This is a genomic window from Flavobacterium lipolyticum, from assembly GCF_020905335.1.
Classification (GTDB): domain Bacteria; phylum Bacteroidota; class Bacteroidia; order Flavobacteriales; family Flavobacteriaceae; genus Flavobacterium; species Flavobacterium lipolyticum.
This window is the reverse complement of the sequence record NZ_JAJJMN010000001.1, coordinates 1,342,500-1,361,160: the sequence shown is the minus strand read 5'-3', so window position 1 is coordinate 1,361,160 and position 18,661 is coordinate 1,342,500. Positions and strand designations below refer to the sequence as shown.

At 34.4% G+C, this 18,661-nt stretch carries 15 protein-coding genes; all 15 read left to right on the top strand.

Annotated elements, in window-relative coordinates; translation table 11 throughout:
• Positions 1-2: 2 nt before the first annotated feature.
• The 15 genes from LNQ34_RS06100 to aroA all read left to right on the top strand — a co-directional run bounded on the left by LNQ34_RS06100 (position 3) and on the right by aroA (position 18,526).
• Positions 3-1,169 carry a DUF1501 domain-containing protein gene (locus tag LNQ34_RS06100; protein ID WP_202703821.1) on the top strand — a complete coding sequence of 389 codons (1,167 nt, stop codon included), beginning with the start codon at positions 3-5 and terminating at the stop codon, positions 1,167-1,169.
• Between the two features lie 162 nt (positions 1,170-1,331).
• On the top strand, positions 1,332-1,547 hold the full coding sequence (locus LNQ34_RS06095) for an addiction module protein (protein WP_202703822.1): 216 nt from the start codon (positions 1,332-1,334) through the stop codon (positions 1,545-1,547).
• 1 nt (position 1,548) lies between these two features.
• Entirely contained in the window at positions 1,549-1,890 is a 342-nt protein-coding gene (locus LNQ34_RS06090; protein ID WP_229998963.1) for a hypothetical protein, read from the top strand.
• 468 nt (positions 1,891-2,358) lie between these two features.
• Positions 2,359-3,198 carry a prephenate dehydratase gene (locus LNQ34_RS06085; RefSeq protein WP_229998962.1) on the top strand — a complete coding sequence of 280 codons (840 nt, stop codon included), beginning with the start codon at positions 2,359-2,361 and terminating at the stop codon, positions 3,196-3,198.
• Positions 3,199-3,300: 102 nt separating this feature from the next.
• Positions 3,301-4,446 carry a pyridoxal phosphate-dependent aminotransferase gene (locus LNQ34_RS06080; RefSeq protein WP_229998961.1) on the top strand — a complete coding sequence of 382 codons (1,146 nt, stop codon included), beginning with the start codon at positions 3,301-3,303 and terminating at the stop codon, positions 4,444-4,446.
• A gap of 114 nt (positions 4,447-4,560) precedes the next feature.
• Entirely contained in the window at positions 4,561-5,646 is a 1,086-nt protein-coding gene (locus tag LNQ34_RS06075; protein WP_229998960.1) for a DUF7151 family protein, read from the top strand.
• Between the two features lie 29 nt (positions 5,647-5,675).
• Entirely contained in the window at positions 5,676-6,533 is an 858-nt protein-coding gene (locus tag LNQ34_RS06070) for a prephenate dehydrogenase (protein WP_017496172.1), read from the top strand.
• Between the two features lie 12 nt (positions 6,534-6,545).
• A complete protein-coding gene (locus LNQ34_RS06065) occupies positions 6,546-7,628 on the top strand; it encodes a bifunctional 3-deoxy-7-phosphoheptulonate synthase/chorismate mutase type II (protein ID WP_070906531.1) in 1,083 nt (360 codons plus the stop codon).
• A 216-nt stretch (positions 7,629-7,844) separates the two neighbouring features.
• Positions 7,845-11,207 (top strand): DUF2135 domain-containing protein, encoded by a 3,363-nt coding sequence (locus LNQ34_RS06060; RefSeq protein ID WP_229998959.1) that lies wholly within the window; start codon positions 7,845-7,847, stop codon positions 11,205-11,207.
• A 137-nt stretch (positions 11,208-11,344) separates the two neighbouring features.
• Positions 11,345-12,322, top strand: a complete 978-nt coding sequence (gene rsgA / locus LNQ34_RS06055; RefSeq protein WP_202702566.1) for a ribosome small subunit-dependent GTPase A — start codon at positions 11,345-11,347, stop codon at positions 12,320-12,322.
• Between the two features lie 82 nt (positions 12,323-12,404).
• Entirely contained in the window at positions 12,405-12,857 is a 453-nt protein-coding gene (gene dtd, locus LNQ34_RS06050) for a D-aminoacyl-tRNA deacylase (RefSeq protein WP_202702565.1), read from the top strand.
• Positions 12,858-12,922: 65 nt separating this feature from the next.
• Positions 12,923-14,830, top strand: coding sequence for a DUF3858 domain-containing protein (locus LNQ34_RS06045; RefSeq protein ID WP_229998958.1), 1,908 nt, complete (start codon positions 12,923-12,925; stop codon positions 14,828-14,830).
• Positions 14,831-14,835: 5 nt separating this feature from the next.
• The gene (locus LNQ34_RS06040) at positions 14,836-16,848 is read left to right on the top strand and encodes a transglutaminase family protein (RefSeq protein WP_202702563.1); all 2,013 of its coding nucleotides are present in this window, start codon (positions 14,836-14,838) and stop codon (positions 16,846-16,848) included.
• Positions 16,849-16,891: 43 nt separating this feature from the next.
• Positions 16,892-17,218: a nucleotide pyrophosphohydrolase gene (locus LNQ34_RS06035; protein WP_012022600.1), complete on the top strand. Its 327-nt coding sequence runs from the start codon at positions 16,892-16,894 to the stop codon at positions 17,216-17,218.
• Positions 17,219-17,299: 81 nt separating this feature from the next.
• Positions 17,300-18,526, top strand: a complete 1,227-nt coding sequence (gene aroA, locus LNQ34_RS06030) for a 3-phosphoshikimate 1-carboxyvinyltransferase (RefSeq protein WP_229998957.1) — start codon at positions 17,300-17,302, stop codon at positions 18,524-18,526.
• The last annotated feature ends 135 nt before the right edge of the window (positions 18,527-18,661 follow it).

Here is an 18,661-nt window from a genome sequence, read left to right as displayed (position 1 = left end):
TCATGAACAGAAGGAATTTTCTAACGCTTACAGGAACTCTTACCGGCGGAATGTTGGTGCTTCCTGATTTTTTACACGCATTTGGTTCGCAGAGTAGTTTAATTGTAGGCGAGCAATGTGTGGTGTTTGTTCAGTTAAATGGGGGAAATGATGGATTGAATACTTTTATACCGTACGACAATCCGCTGTATTACGACTATCGTACAAAAATAGCTTTGAATAGAGACGTTGTTATTGGTAAAAATAAAGGAATGGCATTTCATCCGGCATTGAAAGATCTGGCTCAGATACAGCAAAACGGAGATTTGACCGTAATTCAAAATGTAGGTTATCCTGAACCCATCCGATCACACTTTAGAAGTCAGGAAATTTGGCAAACCGCAACAGATTCTAATAAGTATAGTAACGAAGGCTGGTTAGGACGTTATTTAGATTTACAATGCAATGGACATCAGGCTACAGCGGGAATAAATCTGGATTCGATCGATAATCTGGCCTTAAAAGGAAATGAACCTAATTTTATAACCGTAAAAGACCCAAACCGATTTAAGGTAAAATCAGATAAAGAAGTAAATGTAACCTTGTCTGACAATCCACAATTGGATTTTGTTCGAAAAATTGCCAATTCGGTTACAGAGGGGTCGGATGAAATTCAGAAGGCATTGACAAAATCAAAGTCGGAAATTAGTTATTCGAAAACAGAATTGTCTAAAAACCTGGAATGGATTGGCCGATTGATTAAAGGAAATCTAAATTCGAAAGTATATTATACCTCGCTGGGCGGATTTGACACTCATGACAATCAGCTGGCTTTGCACGAAAGAAAATTAAGGGAGCTGAATGACGCCTTGTATAGTTTTTATCAGGATTTGAAACAGGCAAAGCTGCTTCAGAATGTAACGGTTGTAGTTTTTTCTGAATTTGGAAGACGTGTTAAAGATAATGGAAACGGCACAGATCACGGAACTGCAGCGCCAATGTTTATAATTGGCGGAAACAACAGAGGGACAATTTTAGGTAAGAACCCTGATTTATCTAATTTGGATAACGGAGATCTGAAACATGAAATTGATTTTAGAAGTGTGTACGCCTCATTATTACAGCAAAAAATGAATTTCGATTACACTAAAATTGGAATTAAGAATGCACCGGTTTCGGGATTATTTTAGGATTGCGAGAGAGCCACGAATTCACGGATTTTTTGTTTAAAAGCTGCAATAGTTTGAAATCATTCGTGAATTCGGGGCAAATAAATAGTGTTCTTAATTTACTCTATTCAAGGCAATTTTTAATTAATTTTGTACTATTGATAATGTATTAATACTGAAAATATGGAAATTAAAAATCTATCTAAATATAGTAATGCCGAAAAAATTGTTTTGGCAGAGCAATTGTGGGACAGTGTTTCTAAAGATGATTTAGAAATTTCTGATGATGTTAAAAGAGAATTAGATATTCGGATACAAAACTTAGAAGAAGGAAAGTCAGAATTGTATTCTTGGGAAGAGGTTCAGGCTCATTTGAAAGCTATAAAAAATAAATTTTGAAATGACATTAAATATACAACTACTATTTCCTCTTTTAATAACTTCAATAATTACAATGTTTGGATGGTTTATATTGCATAAACTTGGTCAAAAAAGAGATTTAGAGAATAAAAGGAAAGATTTAAGAATTACATATTTGATTGAAGCATGGAAGAAATTGGAGTATGCTTCTAATAGAGAACTTAATGAATTAGAATTTATAGAATATATTGAAAATTCAATAGCATTGATTCAGTTATTCGGAACAACGAATCAAATCATATTAGCTAAAAATATTGCTGACGATATGAAAAAAAACTACGATAACGAGCTTAGATTTAATATTAGAAGACTTAAGAGATGATTTAAGGAATGAGTTAAATCTTGAAAAATTAAATAGAAAAATGGTATTTGTGAGATATAAGAAAAAGATCTAAGATATTTATTGCCAAATTTTTAAAAGCTACGAATAAAATCTTAGGATCTTAGTACCTCAGAATCTTAGCATCTTTAAAAAAAACCAATTGTAAATATCTCATTTTAAGAGGATATTTTTATATTATCTTACAAAACATCATAAATTTGTTAAGAAATCCTTTTTTGTTTCATAAAAAGTATTATTTTTTTTGGTGCGGTAAAAATAATTTATACATTCGCAGAGTATTTATTGAAAAACACAAACAAAATGACTAATAACCGTTTTTATTTTAGCAACTCTTTTTATTTCTTCTTTAGTAGAAGTGAGGATTGTGCTATGGTTATTTGAGAAAATTAAAAGACAAATAAAACTAATATACAATCCTGATGCAAATCAGGATTTTTTTTTGAATATATGACAACGAAAATTGCAATACAAGGTATTAAAGGATCTTTTCACCATCAGGTAGTGAAGGAGTATTTCTCTGAAAATGTGGATATTGATGAGTGTTTGTCTTTTGAAGAATTAATTGACAGTCTGCTTTCAGGAAAATCAGAGCAGGCAGTAATGGCTATCGAAAATTCGATTGCGGGACCAATTATTCCAAATTATGCTTTGATTGATAAGAATAATATTCACATTATCGGAGAGCATTATTTGAATATTCACCAAAATTTAATGGCTTTAAAAGGTCAGAAAATTGTGGACATAAAAGAGGTTCATTCGCATCCGATGGCCTTATTGCAGTGTATGGATTTTTTGAAACAATATCCAAATATTAAATTGGTTGAGGATAAAGATACGGCCGAAACAGCAAGAAGAATTCAGGAAAAACAATTGACCGGAATCGCAGCGATCGCAAGTAAAACGGCTTCAGAAATGTACAATTTAGAAATTATCGCTCCTGAAATCCAAACCATCAAAAACAATATGACCCGCTTTGTAATCATTAAAAAGCAGAATTCATTTTTGCCGGAAAATGAAATCAACAGAGCCTCAATTAAATTTGAACTGGATCATAAGAGAGGCAGTCTGGCAGCGGTTTTAAATGTAATGAGTGACTGCAAATTGAATTTGACGAAAATTCAGTCGCTTCCAAAAATTGAAACACCTTGGAAATATGCGTTTTTTGTAGACGTAACCTTTGAGAAATACGAGGATTTTGCAAAAGCCAAATCGTTATTAAACATTATGGCAGAATATTTTAAAGTATTGGGAGAATACAAAAACACAAAACCTTTAAGTGAGTCTTAAAGTTGAAAAGTCGAAAATCATAAAGTTAAAAAGAATAATACAACAAATTAAAAAGTTTAAATGAGCTTAAAGCATACAGCTTAAAGCCTAAAACCCAAAAAAATGATCACAACAGCAAAACGATTAGATACAGTTGAAGAATACTACTTCTCCTCAAAATTGAGAGAAGTTCGTCAACTGCAATCTGAAGGGAAACCTATCATCAATATGGGCATCGGAAGCCCTGATTTGAGTCCGTCTAAAGCAGTAATTGAAGCGGTAGCCGCAGCAATTCAGGAGGAAAACGGGCATGGCTATCAAAGCTATCAGGGATTGCCGGAATTGAGAAAAGGAATGGCTGATTTTTATCAGAACCAGTTTGGTGTTGTGTTGAATCCGAATAATGAAATTTTGCCTTTGATGGGTTCGAAAGAAGGAATTATGCACATTTCGTTAGCATTTTTAAATGAAGGCGATCAGGTTTTAATTCCGAATCCGGGTTACCCAACTTATACTTCGGTAACCAATTTGGTTGGAGCAGTTCCGGTTTATTATGATTTGAAAGAGGCTAACTCCTGGGAGCCTGATTTTGAAGCTTTAGAGAAATTAGAGCTGGAGAAAGTAAAACTGATGTGGCTGGGTTATCCTCACATGCCTACGGGTGCAAGAGGAAGCTTGACGTTATTTGAAAAACTGGTTGCTTTTGCTAAAAAACACAACATACTATTGGTTAACGATAATCCGTATAGTTTTGTTTTGAATGATAATCCAATGAGTTTGCTGCAGGTTGAAGGCGCAAAGGATGTAGCTTTAGAATTGAATTCATTGAGTAAAACATTTAATATGGCCGGCTGGAGAGTGGGGATGGTTTTAGGGAAACCTGAAATTATCGATGCTGTTTTGAAAGTAAAAAGCAATATGGACAGCGGTATGTTTTACGGAATTCAGAAAGGCGCTGTCGCAGCTTTAAATTGCGATAAAAGTTGGTTCGATGATCAGAATGTAATTTACAGACGTCGTAGAGAATTAACGGAAAAATTAGCAGAGAAATTAGGCTGCGAAGTTTATAAAGAAGGTGTAGGTTTATTTGTCTGGGCAAAACTTCCGGAAGGAATAGCATCAGCAGAGAAGTTCATCGATGAAATATTATACGAGAAACACATTTTTATCACGCCGGGAACTATTTTCGGAAGCAACGGCGAAGGATACATCAGATTCTCATTGTGTGTAAAAGAAGAAAAAGTACAAGAAGCAATAGAGCGATTTTAGGGATTAAGATTTTAGAATCAAGAATCAAGTTTTTTATCCAGATTGTCGGGCTGAGCGAAGTCGAAGCTTTTTTTAAATTAATAAAATAAATACTAAGAAAGAAAATAACTAAAAATGAAAAGAATACACCTACTTTGTTTAATTATATCAATTTCTTTTACTGCCTGTGAAGGTGATGAGGGATCGCAAGGATCAAACGGAGTAAACACTTTAGTAAATATGTCGGTTGAAAATCCAGGAATCAATTGTGAAAATGGAGGATTAAAAATTGAAACAGGATTAGATAATAATTTTAATGGGATATTAGATGGTAATGAAGTTCAAAATACAAAATATGTTTGTAATGGTATAAATGGAAAAAACAGCTTAACTACTGTGATCAAAGAGCCTAAAGGGGTAAGTTGTGAAAATGGGGGGATAAAAATAAATTCCGGATTGGATCTTAATAAAAATGGTGTTTTAGAAGAAAATGAAATAACTTCTACCGCATATGTTTGCAATGGAACAGATGGAAATACGAATTTAACAAGAACTACTAATGAAAATTCAGGAGGTAATTGTGGAAATGGAGGATTAAAAGTTGAGTATGGATTAGATTTAAATAAAGATGGGGTCCTAGATGATAACGAAGTTAAATACAAAACATATGTATGTAATGGTTTAAATGGAAATCTCAGTCTTGTTAATATTACAGATGAAGCTAAGGGAGGTACTTGTGGGAATGGTGGAGTAAAAATAGAATCGGGCATTGATTTAAATAATAATAAAATATTAGATAATTCAGAAATTCAAGTTACAAAATATGTTTGTAACGGAAATGGAGGAATTGTATTTGTAGAAGTTCGAGTGAGTTTGCCTACTGTAAATCCATTATTTGTTAATGCAACTACAAAAGGGATTAGATTTGATATTAGAGATTTCAAAGATGTAAAGTCAGTTGTTCTTGAGGCGAGTCCTTATGTTGGTAATTCTAATAATTATGCATTAGTAGAACTTTATAACATCACAGATGGTAAAGTAATAGCAAATAGTTTAGTTAGAAGCAATAATTTGCCGAACGCCATAAAATATTTAGAATCAAATGAAATTTTAAATGAACTTCCTCAAAAAGAAGTAAAATTGGGAGTAAAATTGAGCTCTGAGGTTTATGGACAATATTCGGATGTGTATGATTCTTATCTTGTGTTGAGAAGTGAATAACAGGAAATAGTATCAAAAAATATATATATATGAAAATATACGTAATAGGAATAGGATTAATTGGCGGTTCGATGGTGTTGGACATCAAGGACCAACATCCAAATGCAGCTGTTTTTGGAATTGACAGTAACGAAAAACACCTGCAGGAAGCAATTGATTTAGGAGTTATTGATCAGGAAGGACATTTTGAAGATTTGTCAGGAGCTGATTTTGTAATTGTTTCGGTTCCTGTAGATGTGGCGCTAACGGTTTTACCAAAAGTATTGGATTTAGTGGGAGACAAAACAATTGTTTTTGAAGTTGGGTCGACTAAAAAACCAATTTGCGATGCAGTAGCGAGTCATCCGAAACGAAGAAATTTTATTGCTACACATCCAATTGCCGGTACAGAGTTCTCAGGGCCTTCGGCGGCGATAAGAGGGTTGTTTAAAGGGAAAACGAATATTATTTGTGAGGTGGAAAAAACCACTTTTAAATTGCAGGAAAAGGCATTGAAGCTTTTCAGCGAAATAGGAATGAGGATTCGATACATGGATCCGGTTTCGCACGACAAACATATTGCTTATGTGTCGCATTTATCTCACATCAGCTCATTTATGCTTGGGAAAACGGTAATGAACAAAGAAAAAGACGAACAGGATATTTTTGATATGGCGGGAAGCGGATTTGAAAGTACAGTGCGTCTGGCCAAAAGTTCTCCCGCGATGTGGACACCCATTTTTGAGCAGAATAAAGAATACGTTCTCGAAACTTTAGAAGCATACATTTCAAATCTCAGTCGGTTTAGGGATTTGCTGAAAGAAGAAGATTATAGCGCCATTTTTGAAGAAATGGAAAGCACCAATAAAATTAAAGAAATACTAAACGGATTAACAATTAAAAAATAAACTATAACAAAGATGGAAAATAAGAAAGAAATGAGAAAGTGGTTAGAAGATTTCAATTTAAATCACCCACTTGTGATAGCAGGACCATGCAGCGCAGAAACAGAAGATCAGGTATTGAAGATTGCACGTGAGTTGAAAGATTCAAAAGTTAGCGTATTCAGAGCGGGAATCTGGAAACCAAGAACGCGTCCGGGAGGATTTGAAGGTGTTGGAGAAATTGGTTTGAAATGGTTACAAAAAGCGAAAGCTGAAACCGGTTTATTAATGGGAACTGAAGTAGCAACTGCAGCACACTGTAAATTGGCTTTAGAACACGATATCGACGTTTTATGGGTGGGTGCCCGTACAACGGCAAACCCTTTTGCAGTTCAGGAAATTGCAGATACTTTGAAAGGAACAGATAAAATCGTTTTGGTTAAAAACCCGGTAAACCCTGATTTAGCTTTATGGTTAGGTGGTGTAGAGCGTTTGCACATGGCCGGAATCGAAAAATTAGGGGTGATTCACAGAGGATTTTCGACTTACGAAAAAACAAAATACAGAAACATTCCGGAATGGCAAATTGCAATCGAATTGCAAAATAAATTCCCTGATTTACCATTAATCATCGATCCGTCTCATATTACAGGAAACCGTAACATGATTTTCGAAGTGACTCAGGAAGCTTTGGATTTGAATTACGATGGTATGATTATCGAAACGCATTACGATCCGGACAATGCCTGGAGTGATGCCGCTCAACAAGTAACTCCGGATGCTTTGAAACAAATCATAAAAGATTTGACCATCAGAAAAACAGATGATACTACAGACGAGTACAACCAAAAAATGAAGAAATTAAGAGCAAACATTGACGTTTTGGATGCTAACTTATTAGAGTTGCTAGGAAAACGTATGAAAGTTGCTGATGAAATTGGACAGGTGAAAAAAGACGCAAACGTTGCGATTCTTCAAAACAATCGTTGGAATGAAATCTTAGGAAAAATGATTCTGGAAGGAGAGAAAAAAGGACTTACCGAAGAATTTGTTTTGAGAATGTTTAAAGCAATTCACCAGGAAAGTATTGGTCATCAGGAAAAAGTTTTCAATGCATAATTTTTTCTAAACGCATAAGTGATATAAGTGAATTGAAGCTTTTTAAACGTTGTTCTACGATTTTCTTATGTCACAATTTTAAAAATAGATTGTTTTTTTATATTAAATCTCCTTTGCTTTTGGGCTTTGGAGATTTTTTTTTGAAATAAATAGTATCTTCCCAACCTTTTGATGTTTTTTGTTCTCTATAAAAGTATAAACCTAAATTTTCGTATCATGAAGTCAAAATTGTTTTTGTCTGTGCCGGGCATTTTTCGGATGAATTTGCATGTATTGTTTTTCTTCTTTTTGCTTATTGGAACAAAAACTTTAGCACAAAGTCCTGAGCTAACAGTTAAAGGAGAGGATGCTGAAAAAGTGAGAATGAACAAACTTTTCGTCAATGTAAAAGTGGTAGGAAACATTGCTTATACTACTGCCGAAATGCACTTTTTTAATTCAGGAACCCGTCAGATGGAGGCAGAACTTATTTTTCCGTTACCGGAAAATGTTTCGGTTTCCAGATATGCTATTGATATTAACGGAAAAATACGCGAAGCAGTTCCGGTTAATAAAAATAAAGGGAAACAGGTTTTTGAAGCGATTGAACATCGTCGTGTTGACCCGGGATTACTGGAGAAAGTAGATGGAAATAATTTTAGAACCAGAATTTATCCGTTACTGCCAAATGGAGAACGAACCGTGATTATTGGTTACGAAGAAGAACTTTCGGCTCTTGATAAAGACAATCTGGTGTATCAATTGATGAGTCGTTTTCCAAAAAAAATAGACCAGTTTGAAATTAATGTATCAGTTTTAGGAGCTTCAACGGCACCAACAATTACTGAGAATTCAGGAAATGAGATTACTTTTTCAAAATGGAACCAATCTTTTCAGGCTTCGATCAAAAAAGAAAACTATCAGCCTGCAGAAAAAATAGTTTTTAAAATTCCATTACAGCAAAATCTTCCAAGTGTATTGATGCAGGATGTTGGAGGCCAACATTATTTTTACGGGAATACTTTTGTAGAAGGGAATAAAACAGCGAAAAAGACACCGGCTTCGATTGGTTTAATTTGGGATAACTCGCTTAGCTGTCAGAACAGAGATTTAAAAAAGGAACTGGATTTGTTAAATGCTTATTTCCAGAAAATACAAAACACAAAAGTTACCTTGTACTTTTTGAATTATACTTTCGAAAAACGAAAAGAGTTTGTAGTTTCTGATGGAAATTGGTCCGAATTAAAAACAGTTTTAGAGAACACAAAATACGATGGCGGAACTCGTTTTTCACAAATCAGTTTTGAAAACCAGGATGAATTTTTATTTTTCACTGATGGATTATCTTCTTTGAGTGAAAATCTTTTACCCAAAACGAAGAAACCTGTTTACATAATTAGCTCTTCAGTTTCTTCAGATTTTGCTTTTCTCAACTTTTCTTCAATGAAAACCGGCGGAAACTTCATCAATTTAAATCAGATAAATGCTGAAGCTGCTTTAGATAAATTGGTAAATACTAATTTAAAGTTTCTTGGAATAAAGGAGAATTTAACGGTAACTGATGTATTTCCGATAGAAGGGACTTCGGTTTCGGGAAATTTTAGTTTTTCGGGGATTTCTTTGAATCCGAAAAACGAGATTACACTTCTTTTTGGTTACGGAAACCAAGTAGTTTTGGAACGAAAAATTACGCTTGAAGCTACTATTCAAGATACCAAAGAAGTAAATATTGAAAAACTTTGGGCGCAGAAAAAAATTGCCAACCTCGATTTTCAATATGACAAAAATGCAGATGAAATCGAGCTTCTGGGCAAGAAATACGGAATCATAACAAAGAATACTTCATTGATTGTTCTGGAAGATATTCGCGATTATATTTCTTATGATATTATGCCGCCAGCAGAATTGCGTGCCGAATTTGACCGAATTAAAAAACAGGAACATGATGCTACACTGGCGCAGCAAAAAAATAATTGGGAAAGTATTGAAAATTATTTTAAGGAATTAAATATTTGGTGGAAAAAGAATGTTCAATACAAAGGGCAGAAAATTGCGTCTAAGTATAAATACAAAAGACAACTTCCGCCGCCTAGTTTAGGTAGAGATGAGGGCACAGTTTATCAAGAGACTATAAAAGGAGATCCTGATGCAGTCTTGACCGTAGATGAACCTGTTGGCGCAGGAACAGCTGCGACAGTAATTGAAGACAACAATGTATATAATACTGCTTCTGCACCAAAAGTAGATCAGGTTAAATTTGTTGCGCCAGTGTTAGCAAAAGCGGAAGAAGTTACTGGGGATATACCAAAAATTACTGAGATAAAAGATAAAAAAGTAGGAAGCGAAGAAATTAATAAAGTTTCAAACAGCGCAGAATTACAAGAAATAGTTGTAGTAGGGTATGGTACTCAAAAAAAACCAGATTTAACAGGTGCTCTTGAAAAAGGCACTTCAAAAAATAAAGATCTTTCAGAAGATTCAAATTTTAATGGAGGTTATTTAGCCGGAGATTCAAAAAAGCCTTTAATTATTGTTGATGGTCAGTTTTATGAGGGTGAATTAACCGATTTAAAGTCAGATGATATCGCTTCGGTAGAGGTGTTGAAAGATCCGTCGAGAATTTCTGCATATGGTAGCAGTGGGGCAAATGGAGTTATTATTGTAACAACGAAAAAGGACTCTTGGAATAGTGGAGTTGTAGAAACAAAAAGTTGGAATCCAGATCGATTGTATTTAAAAGCACTGGCCTCAGCTCCAAAAGAAAAACAATATGATTTGTACTTTGAATTACGAAAAGCACAGGAAAGGAACCCCAGTTTTTATTTTGATGTGGCTCATTTTTTCTACATTCATGGCGATGTAAAAAAAGCGTTGCTGATCCTTAGTAATATTGCTGATTTAGGGTTAGAGAATCACCAGCTTTATAAAACTTTGACTTATACTTTGCGTCAGTGGAAAGATTATAATGATGCAGTATTTACTGCAAAACAAGTCGTGAAATGGAGAGAGCATGAACCACAGAGTCTCAGAGATTATGCGTTAACACTAGAAGATGCAGGAAAATATCAAGAAGCTTTTGATCAATTAATTAAAGCGCTTGAAGTGAATTATTATGGAGAAATGAGTGGCCAGTATGAAGGTGTAGAGGATATTATTCTAATGGATGTTAATCGAATGATAACAGAACATTCTGGCATAAAAACGGGTAAGCTTGATAAAAAGTACCTTGCAAAAATGCCGGTTGATATTAGAGTTATTATGAACTGGAACCAAATGGATGTTGATTTGGATTTACATGTAATTGAGCCAACAAATGAAGAATGTTATTACAGCCATACTTCTACACAAATTGGAGGAAGATTTTCTAAAGATTTTACAGAAGGTTATGGGCCGGAGCAATATATAATTCGAAATGCAATAAAGGGGAAATATAAAATTAAAACCGATTATTTTGGAGAAACTGAATTAACTGAAAATGGTCCGGCAACATTAATGGTCGAAATTTATATTACAAGAGCGGGAAAAACGTCCAGAACTTTAAAAACGATTCAGTTAGGGAAAATCAAAGAGAATGAAATTTTAGCCGAAATTATCTGGTAAATCTTTCAATTTAAGAGTAAGTCTTTATTTTTAAAAGGTGAAGTTGCGTTGTTCAATTCTAAAAACGTAATTTTGCCTTTTATTTTTTGGTTCAAAGCATAATCTAGAATCTAAAATCAGCAATCTAAAATTAAAGAATGACAGGACTCGTATATAAATCTACAGGAAGTTGGTACACTGTAAAATCAGAAAAGGGTGATTTTATAGAATGCCGTATGAAAGGGAAGTTTAGGATGAAGGGTATTAAGAGTACCAATCCAATTGCTGTAGGTGATATTGTTGATTATGAATTGGAGCAAACTTCAGATGCGGTAACCGGAACGATTTTTAATATTCACGAAAGAAAAAATTATATCGTTCGTAAGTCGGTTAATTTATCCAAACAGATTCATATCATTGCATCCAATATAGATCAGGTTTTTTTACTGATTACTATTAATAATCCGCCAACAACAACGAGTTTCATAGATCGTTTTTTAGTTACAGCCGAAGCGTATGGAATTGAGGCTGTTTTGATTTTTAATAAAATCGATACTTTGGATGAAAGTACTTTGGATGAACAGCTTTACCTGCAGCACATTTATCAGGAAATAGGATATAAGTGCCTGCGTATTTCTTCTACAGAGAATAAAGGTGTGGATAAACTAAAAGAAATGATGGTGGGTAGAGTGAGTATGTTTTCCGGGCATTCAGGTGTTGGAAAATCGACATTGGTCAATGCGATGGAGCCAAGTTTGCATCTTAAAACTACTGTAATTTCAGAACAAAGCAAACAAGGACAGCACACCACTACTTTTGCCGAAATGTACGATCTGTCTTTTAATGCGCAGATTATCGATACTCCGGGAATAAAAGGTTTCGGAATTGTTGATATGGAACCTTCAGAAATAAGCGGTTATTTTCCGGAATTCTTCCGATTAAAAGATCAGTGTAAGTTTAATAACTGTTTGCATAAAGAAGAACCACACTGTGCCATTAAAGCCGCTTTGGAAAAAGATGAAATCGCCTGGTCCCGCTATAACAGTTACCTCAAAATTTTGGAAGGAGACGAAGAGCATTACCGCACGGATACTTATGGTGATGATCGTGCAGCGAGTGATGAAACGAGAAAATAAATTCAGTTAAAAGGGCGATGTTTAAAAAGTTTCGAAAGGGCTTTTTTACACTTTTTGACTTTCAACTTTAAGACTTACATAAATGAGAATAGTACTGCAAAGAGTTTCAGAAGCATCCGTAACAATCGATCAGAAAAAAGTTGCAGATATTCAGAAAGGTTTATTGGTTTTAGTGGGAATAGAAGAAGCCGATACGCAGGAAGATATTGATTGGCTGGTGGGTAAGATTGTCAAAATGAGAATTTTTGGAGATGAGAATGACGTTATGAACTGTTCAATTCAGGATATCGACGGAGATATTATCGTAGTGAGTCAGTTTACACTTCATGCTTCTACCAAAAAAGGGAATCGTCCTTCTTATATAAAAGCAGCAAAACCAGACTTCGCAATACCCATGTATGAGAATTTTCTAAAATCCCTAGAAAAAGAATTCACTAAAAAAATACAGGCAGGAATTTTCGGTGCCGATATGAAAGTTAGCCTGGTAAATGACGGACCCGTAACTATTTTAATAGACAGCAAAAACAGAGATTAAAAAAATATTAGACAAATGTTAAGGATTTCTAAAAATAATATATATTTGGCGAAATTACTTACTAAATGAGAAGCCTGGTTGTTACGTTATTTTTTTGCCTGTTTACCCTTATTTCTTCCGCTCAAAAAAGCGAATATGCTGTGGCTGCAATTGCCGACAGTCTTAAAGAAAATGCCAATGCAGTAGTTCGTCTAAATCAGACTGATATTACAATTTCTTCGCAACGTAGTATGACTATAAAAACGCAACGAATCGTTACGGTACTAAATGAAAAAGGTTCGAATGCGGTAAATGCTTATGAAGATTATGGTAAAAATTCGTCAGTTAATAGTATTGAAGCTATTATTTATGACGCTTTTGGAAATGAAATAAAAAAAGTCAAAAGAAAAGATTTTAAAGATCAAAGCGCAGTTGATGGCGGTACACTTATTTCTGATAATAGATATCTTTTTTTAGAATATACCCCAATTTCGTACCCATACACTGTAGTTTATAATAGTGAAACACAAACTTCTACAACTGCTTTTATTCCAACGTGGATGCCATTAGAGGGATATTATATTAGTGTTGAAAAGAATGTTTTGAACATTAAATATCCAGCTAGCTTAGGTTTTAGGAAAAAAGAATATCAATTTTTAGATTTTAATATAAAAAAGATCGTCGACAGTGAGACTCAACTTTCGTACGTTGCAGCAGCTATTTTGGCACAAAAATCAGAAGATTATAGCCCGAGTTTTAATGAAATATATCCTAGTCTTTTAATGGGACTTGAATATTTTAATCTTGAAGGGGTTGATGGGAACGCCAAGACTTGGAAAGAATTTGGTAAATGGTGGGGAGATAAAATTTTATTTGGTACTGAAGATATTCCAGAGGAAACGAAAGTAAAAATGAAAGCTTTGGTTGGGAATGAGAAAGATGCCATTGAGATAGCAAAAATAATTTATAAGTATCTTCAACAAAAAGTTAGGTATGTTGCTATTCATGAGGGAATAGGAGGTTGGAAACCAATGCTTGCTAAAGATGTTGATCGATTAGGCTATGGTGACTGTAAGGCTTTGACTAATTATACTAAAGCATTATTGAAATGCGTAGGTGTAGAATCTTATTATACAAAACTGTATGGCGACTCATATAAAATGGATATTAGATCAGATTTTGTATCTCAACAAGGAAACCATATTATTTTAGCAATTCCCACAGGTGATAGTTATACTTGGTTAGAATGTACGAGTCAGGACAATCCTTTCGGGTATCAGGGAACTTTTACGGATGACAGAGATGTATTAGTTATTAAACCTGAGGGTGGTGAAATTGTGCGAACAAAAGTGTATGCAGATGAAGGCAACACTCAAAATGAAAAAGGTACTTATACAATAGATGAAAACGGACATTTTTCCGGTTCCGTTTTAATACATTCAGAAGGTTCTCAATACGCTTCGAAAACACGGATTGAGCATTTACAGCCAACCGAAAAAGAAGCCCACTACAAAGAATATTGGGACAATATCAACAACCTGAAATTGGGTAAAATAGCTTTGAACAATAACAAAGAGGCGATACGTTTTACCGAAGATGTCCAGCTTAGTGCTTTAAATTATGCAACAGTCTCAGGGAATAAACTAATTTTTGCTGTTGATGCATTTAATCAAAGTGCCACGAACGTAAAGAGAATCCGAAACAGAAAAAATTCATTTCAAATTCAGCGTGGGTATTTAGATACTGATGAAATTGAGGTTAGTTTACCTGCGGGTTTTACGATTGAATTTTTGCCCTCAAATTTCGAATTAAATGGAAAGTTCGGAGCATACAAAACCGAAATTATCAAAAAAGAAAACAATAAACTGCTGTACAAACGTTCGCTGTTTTTAAATAAAGGGAAATACTCCAACAAAGAATACGATGACTATCGTCTTTTTATGGAGCAGATAGCCAAAAATGATAATGCCAAAATTATATTAACCAAGAACTAACCAAAATGAAACCAATCAAATTTTTAAGTTTTTTAATTGTGCTGCTGGGCATGTTTAAAGTTTCAGCACAAGAGTTTAAATTAGGGAAAGTATCTGTTGCAGAACTAGAGGAAAAAGTACACCCTAAAGATTCATCAGCAGTAGCTGCTATTCTGTATAAAAAAGGGAATGCCAGTATACAGTATGATTCAAATGAAGGTTTTATTACCGTTACAGAAGTTGAAATCAGAATTAAAATTTATAAAAAGGCAGGATACGAGTGGGCTAATCAAAAAGTATGGTACGGTAATGAGAGTGGCTTTAAAGAAAAGGTAACATTTAGTGATGCTGTTACTTACAATTTGGTTGGAGGGAAAATCGAAAAGACAAAACTGAAGAGCGATGGAGTGTTTGATGAAGTAGTCAATAAATACAGGTCACAAAAAAAGATTACAATGCCTAATGTTAAAGAAGGTTCTGTTATTGAATTTCGATATGTTTTAAGATGTCCGAGTGATCGACTTATCAGGGAGTGGGAATTTCAAAACAGTATTCCTGTGAATTATTCCGAGTTTAGCACCTATATTCCGGAGTATTATGTCTTTAATTCAAGACAGAAAGGATATATCTTTCCTAAACTAACAGTAGAAAAAGGTTTAAAGACGATTACTCTCACAAGTAAAGAAAGAAGTGAAGGGATGAACAGTACGACAACATTTTCTACAGATAAAATTAATTATACTGAAACAAGAACAACTTATGTAGCAAAAGATTTTCCGGCTATGAAAGAGGAAGCTTTTGTAAATAATATTGACAATTACGTATCCAGCATTCAGCATGAATTATCAATGACAAAACATCTAAATGCACAATTAAAAATGTATTCGACAGATTGGAATTCTGTGGTCAAAACCATTTACGAATATGATGATTTTGGTCCTGAATTAAATAAAACTGGATATTTTGAAGAAGATTTAAAGGCAATACTGGCAGGAAAAAACACTCCGGAGGACAAAATTCTAACCATTTTAAATTACGTAAAGGCTAATGTAAAGTGGAATGACTATAACGGGTACAATTGTGACAGTGGTGTTAAGAAAGCCTATAAAGAAAAGTCAGGAAACATTGCCGATATTAATTTGATGTTAACTGCTATGTTGCGCTACGCAGGATTAACCGCAAATCCGGTTTTAGTGAGTACACGTTCTAACGGGATTTCTCTTTTTCCAAACAGAACTGCTTTTAATTATGTTATTGCGGCAGTTGAAACACCAGAGGGGAATATCCTTTTAGATGCTTCAGATAAGTATTCAACCCCTAATGTTTTACCATTTAGAGCTCTAAACTGGTACGGTCGATTGATTCGAAAAGACGGAAGTTCTGAAGAAGTAGATTTGATGCCTAAAAAATCGTCGAATGACATTGTGTTTATGAATTATAGCGTTGATCCTGATGGTAAAATCACAGGAAAAACCAGAAGACAATGTACGGATTACAATGCTGTGATCACCAGACATAATATTTCTAGTCTCAAAGAAGAGGAATATCTGGAAAAATTGGAAAACCAAAACAATAAAATTGAAATTAGTGAGTACTCCAAAACCAATGAAAAGGATATTCTATTGCCTATTGTTGAATCGTACTCTTTTACAGGGAATAATTTATGTGAAGTAATTGGTGGTAAAATATATGTGAGCCCTATGTTGTTTTTTGCAAATAAGGAAAACCCATTCAAACAGGAAGTGAGAGAATATCCGGTAGATTTTGGTTTCCCGTTTACTGATAAATACAATATTACGCTTAAAATTCCTGAAGGATTCGCAGTAGAAACACTACCTGCACCAGCAATTTTCAATATGGAAGAGAATTTAGGAACTTTTAAGTTTAACATTGCAGCAAACGATAATCTTTTACAAATCACAGTGCAGCACCAGATTAATGATGCAATTGTATCTACTGAAAAATATGAAATGCTAAAAGAATATTACAAAGGGATGATCGCTAAAGAAACAGAGAAAATTGTTTTAAAGAGAATCTAGCGGTATTAAAAGATTAGAATTATTTTTGTTGAAAAATAGAACTATGGATTTGAAAAATGCACAACTGGATGTAGATACCTGGATTAAAGAACACGGCGTTCGTTATTTTAACGAATTAACCAATATGGCACAGCTTACCGAAGAAGTAGGTGAAGTTGCCCGTATTATTGCCCGCAGGTATGGAGAACAGTCAGAGAAAGAAAGCGATAAAAATAAAGATTTAGGAGAAGAACTGGCCGATGTTGTTTTTGTAGTACTTTGTCTGGCCAATCAAACCGGAATAGATTTACAAGCTGCTTTTGATAAAAAAATGGATTTGAAATCAGTTCGGGACAAGGATCGTCATAAAAACAACGATAAATTAAAATAATGTGATAAGTCCCGGTAAAGTTTTGGAGTGTCCTTTATTTAAAATAGATTTGCAAAAATGCTATAATATAATTACCCTATAATGAATTTACTACTCCAAACCACTCAACATAATTTACAAGGACAAATTGCAGTAACCGGATCAAAAAGCGAAACCAATCGTTTGTTGTTATTAAAAGCACTGTTCCCAAATATTACTTTAGCCAATACTTCCAACTCCGATGACAGTGAGGTAATGCAAAAAGCACTAATTGGCCATGACGAAATCATAGACATTCATCATGCGGGAACGGCGATGCGTTTTTTAACAGCCTATTTTGCAGTAAACGAAGGCCGCGAAGTAGTCATGACCGGTTCCAGCAGAATGCAGGAGCGCCCAATAAAGATTCTGGTAGAAGCTTTAGAACAATTGGGAGTCGAGATTTCCTATGAAAAAGAAGAAGGTTATCCGCCAATTCGAATCAAAGGAAAAAAAGTAACCGCTTCAAAAGTAACTTTGGCAGCCAATGTAAGCAGTCAGTACATTTCGGCACTTTTATTAGTGGCACCAAAACTGGAGAATGGCTTAGAATTGACTTTAGAAGGTGAAATCACTTCGGTTCCATACATCAAAATGACTTTGGCTTTGCTAAACGATTTAGATATTCAGACCAGTTTTGAAGGTAATGTGATTAAAGTATATCCAAAAACAGAAGTCGCTTCTAAAGAAATGGTAGTAGAATCGGATTGGAGTTCGGCTTCGTACTTCTTTAGTTTAGTAGCTTTGGCAGATACTGCTTCTATAACGTTGAGCAGTTACAAAGAAAACAGCTTACAAGGAGATTCTGAATTGGTATCACTTTATGAAAAATTAGGAGTGAAAACTACTTTTCAGAACAATCAAATGACTTTGGTAAAACAAGAGAATTTTAAGTTTGAAAATGTAAATTTTGAATTGAACAATACTCCGGATATTGCGCAAACGATTGTTGTGACTTGTCTGGGATTAGGTATAGGATGTCATTTAACAGGTCTTCATACTTTAAAAATTAAAGAAACAGACCGATTGGAAGCATTACGAGTTGAGCTTACAAAATTAGGAGCTGCCATTTCAGTAACCAATGACAGTTTGACTTTGGCGGCATCAGAAAATATTAAGCACAATGTGAAGATTGCAACCTACAATGACCACCGCATGGCAATGGCATTTGCACCCTTGGCTTTAAAAGTACCAATTGTTATTGAAGATGCGGGAGTAGTTTCAAAATCGTACCCTGATTTCTGGAATGATTTGAAAGCATTAGACTTTGAAATTGTCGAAACACTATAAAAAATAGAAACTCGTTTAAGAGCTGAACATAGTTCAATAACCTCCGATTCAAACCGGAGGTTTTTTTGTGGATTTATTTTTGATTTTGATCAGGAAAAGCAACAGCAATTTTTCAGGAGTTCGGATTAAATGAAC

Coding starts and splice junctions, on each gene's coding strand:
- LNQ34_RS06045 (WP_229998958.1), top strand. CDS start 12,923: ATGAGAAGCCTGGTTGTTACGTTATTTTTTTGCCTGTTTACCCTTATT.
- LNQ34_RS06085 (WP_229998962.1), top strand. CDS start 2,359: ATGACAACGAAAATTGCAATACAAGGTATTAAAGGATCTTTTCACCAT.
- LNQ34_RS06075 (WP_229998960.1), top strand. CDS start 4,561: ATGAAAAGAATACACCTACTTTGTTTAATTATATCAATTTCTTTTACT.
- dtd (WP_202702565.1), top strand. CDS start 12,405: ATGAGAATAGTACTGCAAAGAGTTTCAGAAGCATCCGTAACAATCGAT.
- LNQ34_RS06095 (WP_202703822.1), top strand. CDS start 1,332: ATGGAAATTAAAAATCTATCTAAATATAGTAATGCCGAAAAAATTGTT.
- LNQ34_RS06080 (WP_229998961.1), top strand. CDS start 3,301: ATGATCACAACAGCAAAACGATTAGATACAGTTGAAGAATACTACTTC.
- LNQ34_RS06040 (WP_202702563.1), top strand. CDS start 14,836: ATGAAACCAATCAAATTTTTAAGTTTTTTAATTGTGCTGCTGGGCATG.
- LNQ34_RS06065 (WP_070906531.1), top strand. CDS start 6,546: ATGGAAAATAAGAAAGAAATGAGAAAGTGGTTAGAAGATTTCAATTTA.
- rsgA (WP_202702566.1), top strand. CDS start 11,345: ATGACAGGACTCGTATATAAATCTACAGGAAGTTGGTACACTGTAAAA.
- LNQ34_RS06090 (WP_229998963.1), top strand. CDS start 1,549: ATGACATTAAATATACAACTACTATTTCCTCTTTTAATAACTTCAATA.
- LNQ34_RS06060 (WP_229998959.1), top strand. CDS start 7,845: ATGAAGTCAAAATTGTTTTTGTCTGTGCCGGGCATTTTTCGGATGAAT.
- LNQ34_RS06070 (WP_017496172.1), top strand. CDS start 5,676: ATGAAAATATACGTAATAGGAATAGGATTAATTGGCGGTTCGATGGTG.
- aroA (WP_229998957.1), top strand. CDS start 17,300: ATGAATTTACTACTCCAAACCACTCAACATAATTTACAAGGACAAATT.
- LNQ34_RS06035 (WP_012022600.1), top strand. CDS start 16,892: ATGGATTTGAAAAATGCACAACTGGATGTAGATACCTGGATTAAAGAA.
- LNQ34_RS06100 (WP_202703821.1), top strand. CDS start 3: ATGAACAGAAGGAATTTTCTAACGCTTACAGGAACTCTTACCGGCGGA.